The sequence below is a fragment of the Mesorhizobium sp. M4A.F.Ca.ET.050.02.1.1 genome (genome assembly GCF_003997725.1).
GTDB lineage: Bacteria > Pseudomonadota > Alphaproteobacteria > Rhizobiales > Rhizobiaceae > Mesorhizobium.
This window is the reverse complement of the sequence record NZ_RZSG01000612.1, coordinates 1-3,715: the sequence shown is the minus strand read 5'-3', so window position 1 is coordinate 3,715 and position 3,715 is coordinate 1. Positions and strand designations below refer to the sequence as shown.

Sequence of the window (3,715 nt, the reverse complement as noted above, 5' to 3'; positions counted from 1 at the left end):
CTGGAACCATGAAAGCCACCGTCGCCGACATCGCCAGGAACTGCGGGCTGTCGACCGCGACGGTCGACAGGGTGCTGAACAACCGGCCCGGCGCCAGCGCCGCCAACCGGCAGCGCGTCATGGAAGCGGCGAAACAGCTCGGTTACCTGCCTGTCGTCGACCAGGTGGCGCTGCCGTCGAAGCCGGCGCATCTGGAATTCTTCCTGCCGATCGGCAGCAATGCCTTCATGGTCGATCTCGCCCGCCATATCGAGGACTATGCGGCGCGCCTGCCGCTGGTCGCCTCCTGCCGCATCCACAGCCTTGCCGGCATCTCGCCCAGCACGCTGCAGGGCGCCGTCGAGAACCTGTCGCTCAAGGCGAACGGCGTCGGCGTCATCGCCGTCGATCATCCGAGAACCCGCAACATCCTGCGCGAGCTTGTCGAGGCCGGCATCCGCCTCGTCACCCTGGTGTCGGACGTTCCGGCGGCGCCGCGCTCGGCCTATGTCGGCATCGACAACCGGGTGGCGGGACGCACGGCGGCGCTGTTGATGGGCCGCTTCCTCGGCGGTCGCAGCGGTCATCTCGCCATGGTGGTCGGCTCGCGTTCCTACCGCGGCCATGAGGAGCGCGAAATGGGCTTCCGTTCGGTGTTGAGCGAGGAATTCCCCAACCTCACCATCTCAAGCGCCGTCGAGATCAATGACGAGCCGGAGGTGAGCTACACCGCGACGATGAAGGCGCTGCACAACGAACCGGAGCTGCTCGGCATTTACTGCGTCGGCGCCGGGCGCTCGGGTGTGGCAAAGGCGCTGCTGGAATCCAGGCCGCGCACGAAGCCGGTGTTCATCTGCCATGACCTGACCAGGGAGACGCGCGGCTATCTGGTCGACGATCTCTGCGATGTCGTCATCGACCAGAATGCACGACTGATCGCCGAGCAGTCGGTGATCCGCCTGCTCGGCTCGATCGCCTCCTCGGCGCCGTACCTGACGAAAAAATTCATCGAGCCGCGATTGATCTTCAAGGAAAACGTGCCGGTTCAATAGGTTAGCTTGCCTTGGCAAGGCTGCTTTGCCCGGATTTGTCGGAGGATTGCCGAGGGGTGCGGCAATTCTGCACATCAGCTATGCACGTTTCATGGTTGCCGAATCGTTAAGCAACCAGTACGTATCTGGGTGTCGGCCGTCTCCTCCTCCCAGATGTGATGCCGACGGTGAATGCGGTACACCTCCTCCCGTGCCGCATTCGAAATCGAGCCCGCTGCCTCCTCCTCCCGGCAGCGGGCTTTTTCTTTGCCCGCATGGAAAATGCGGAGGCGACGCCAGCCCCCTCACCCGGATTGCCAAATCATACTGGAAAATCAGGAGTGCTGGCCAATTGCGCGCCTAGCCTCTAGCTGTCGCCAGATTGGTGCTGAGTTCGAAAGCGACGCCCGATCCATCGGAGTGGGACTGCAGCACGGGCGCGCTCCCGCTCACGATGTCCTCCACGACCCGCTTGCGTTCCTGATCGGCCATTGCCTTGCCGGCAGCACTCATGCCGACCAGCGCCATCGTATTCAATCGCAGGAGGGGCGCGCCGTCCTCAAAGTGTATGGTGCGCGATATTGTCCTTGATCGAACGTCGTGGAAGCCGGCGTCTCGGAGCAGCGCCTCGAGCGGCGGCGCATTCCCAAAGCTGTGGCGCAGGTCCGCGATTGGGCCGAGGAGTCGCTCGGCGACGCGGCGGAGTTCTCGAAAGAAGGGGATTTCCTCATCGGTGCGCCAAGTGGCAACTGCCAGCCGGCCGCCCTGCGCCAGTGCTCGCCGCATTTCTGCCGCCGCGGCGGGCTTGTCGGGAAAGAACTGCAGCCCCTGCTGACAGACCACAACGTCGAACTGCTCTCCGTCACGGAGCGGCAGTGCGCCGGCATTGCCCACGCGCCAGTCGATGTCTGGCGCCACGGTGCGCGCGACGGCAAGCATATCTGGGCTGATGTCGACGCCGACAACACATCCGGCGGCACCGAGCCGTTCCCTGGCAACGCGCGCAACTATTCCTGTGCCGCAGGCGATGTCCAAGACACGATGGCCTGGAGTCAGCTTTACTTCTTCGAAGGTCACTTCGGCCCAAGGGCGGAAGAGGCTACCCACGAGCCAGCGCTCGTACATCTCCGGAAAACTTGCCTGACCCATTGCGTAGCTGGGCGCCTGATTCTGAGGCAGGATCACAGAGCCAGGATGAGGCGACGACATCAGCGCGCCCTGAACGACGCAATCAGGCCCTCCGCCATGCGCACGAACTGCGCGCTCGGGCCTTCCGACCCGACGCTCTGCATGGAGACCCGCGCGCCCTCGAGCAGCAGCGACAGCGTGTCGGCGAGAAGCTCGGCCTGGCCGATGCCGGCTTCGCGGCAGAGCGAAACTAGCTTTTCGCGCTGGGCTTCCTTCAATTCCTTGATGACGCGTCTGGCCGGATGATCGGTCTCGCTGAGTTCGACGGCTGCGTTGGCCATGTCGCAGCCGCGGCTATCGGCACTGAGCATTTCCGAAGCCTTTTGAACCCAGTCATGCAGCTGGGCTAGCTTGTCTCCGGGGTGCCTGGCTTCGAACTCGTCCCAAATCCGTGAAGCCTTTGCCGCCGTGGCGCGCAGGCATTCGATGATCAGGTCATCCTTGGATTCGAAGTGACGGTAGAGCGTCATCTTGTTGGTGCCGGCAGCCTCGGTGATGGCGTCGACGCCAACACCCTTGATGCCGTGCTTGTGGAACATGTCCTGCGCCGTCTCCAGGATCCGATCCCGGGGGCGAGAGCGCTCCACGACGCCGTCTGCCATCATGATCTCCTTTCGTTTCCAAAAATCCCTCGGCCACCTCTTGACTAAGGTGTTACCGGTCTGTAACTTCCAGAATGTTACTTACTGGTAACACCTATGTCTCTCCGCGTCAACGACAAGACCCGATCGGTCCTGCAGGGTGAGATAGGGCCAGAAACCTGCCTGTCATGCGGCTTCGGCCGGTGAAGAAGAGAAAAACGGTTCGCGATCATTCCGATGCGGGCCGCAAGCAAGGAACCGCTCCTATGCAGAAGCGCAAAGACCTGACGATCGACGAGGCCATCCGGGATCCGATGATCCGGCTGGTGATGATGGCGGATCGGGTCGACCCGCGCAGCTTCGAGGCGATGCTGCGTTCAAAGGCGGCCATGCAGGCGCCGGACCGCAAGGCGCTGCCGCGTTTTCTGGAAGACTCAAGCTCAGTGCGTAGCCGGCAGCTGTCCAGGATCGCCAACGCGTTTGGCGAAGCAAAAGCATTCAACGAGGCCTGCGTCTCATGGTGAACTATTTCGTCCAACGTCCGATCTTCGCATCGGCGATCGCCATCATCATGGTGCTCGCCGGCGCGATCGCCTATTTCCTGCTGCCGGTGTCGCAGTTCCCCGACATCACGCCGCCGCAGGTCGTGGTCAGCGCCCACTATCCGGGCGCCAGCGCGCAGGTCGTGGCCGATACGGTAACCACGCCGCTCGAACAGCAGATCAACGGCGTGCAGGGCATGACCTACATGTCGTCGACGAGCTCCAATGACGGCTCCTCGACCATCACCATCACCTTCGATGTCGGCTATCCGCTGAGCACGGCCGCCGTCGACGTCCAGAACCGCGTCTCGCAGGCCGCGTCTTCGCTGCCGGCGATCGTCAACCAGGGCGGCGTGACGATCAAGAAGCAGAATCCCAATTTCGTGCTCATCGT

5 protein-coding genes are annotated in these 3,715 nt (G+C 62.9%); 3 read left to right on the top strand and 2 right to left on the bottom strand.

The features are described from left to right. On the top strand, positions 1–1,031 hold a 1,031-nt coding region (locus EOA33_RS27910; RefSeq protein WP_348628266.1), incomplete at its 5' end, for a LacI family DNA-binding transcriptional regulator. Between the two features lie 339 nt (positions 1,032–1,370). On the opposite strand, the gene EOA33_RS27905 is transcribed toward EOA33_RS27910, so the two are convergent. Both EOA33_RS27905 and EOA33_RS27900 read right to left on the bottom strand, forming a co-directional pair. Then, positions 1,371–2,159 carry a methyltransferase domain-containing protein gene (locus tag EOA33_RS27905; protein ID WP_189375158.1) on the bottom strand — a complete coding sequence of 263 codons (789 nt, stop codon included), beginning with the start codon at positions 2,157–2,159 and terminating at the stop codon, positions 1,371–1,373. Between the two features lie 59 nt (positions 2,160–2,218). After that, complete coding sequence (locus EOA33_RS27900) at positions 2,219–2,800, bottom strand: TetR/AcrR family transcriptional regulator (protein ID WP_126056017.1); 582 nt, start codon at positions 2,798–2,800, stop codon at positions 2,219–2,221. 167 nt (positions 2,801–2,967) lie between these two features. On the opposite strand from EOA33_RS27900, the gene EOA33_RS27895 reads away from it, so the two are divergent. Together EOA33_RS27895 and EOA33_RS27890 are read left to right on the top strand one after the other, a co-directional pair. Continuing rightward, positions 2,968–3,303: a hypothetical protein gene (locus tag EOA33_RS27895; protein ID WP_245482455.1), complete on the top strand. Its 336-nt coding sequence runs from the start codon at positions 2,968–2,970 to the stop codon at positions 3,301–3,303. After that, positions 3,297–3,715, top strand: a 419-nt coding sequence (locus tag EOA33_RS27890) for an efflux RND transporter permease subunit (RefSeq protein ID WP_190234390.1), incomplete at its 3' end; no start/stop codon positions are given. The genes EOA33_RS27895 and EOA33_RS27890, both read left to right, overlap by 7 nt.